Annotated in this window: 1 protein-coding gene; it reads right to left on the reverse strand. The window is 34.8% G+C overall.

The annotated features are described in order from the left end of the window. Window positions 1-336, reverse strand: a 336-nt coding sequence (locus tag A3766_RS32210; RefSeq protein ID WP_231882957.1) for a hypothetical protein, incomplete at its 3' end; no start/stop codon positions are given. Between the last annotated feature and the right edge of the window lie 32 nt (window positions 337-368).

Here is a 368-nt window from a genome sequence, read left to right on the forward strand (position 1 = left end):
CTCAACGTAAGAATTAACTCCGCTTCCCTTTTCCACTAGATATTTTACAGTTGGCAAAGTTACCTTACGTGAATTCAAAGCATACACTAAACAAGTACTAATTTTTGAAGCAGGACCTTTTTTAAAGACTTCCGATTTAATATTTGGACGCTCGGTAATAATAAGGTCAATAGTATCTAGGTCATTAGTCATGCATGCTGATGAAAGCATTGTATCAATCATCGACTCGTTATTAGTTCTGTTAAAAACAGAAAACTGATATTCTTTATCATTTTCCGAATGATAGACTGATTGATCATACAAACGATTAGTATTTGCACAAGACACCAACGTCAAAATGAAGAGCCCCGAAGTAAAAATGCGTATGC

The sequence above is a fragment of the Oleiphilus sp. HI0132 genome, assembly GCF_001635845.1.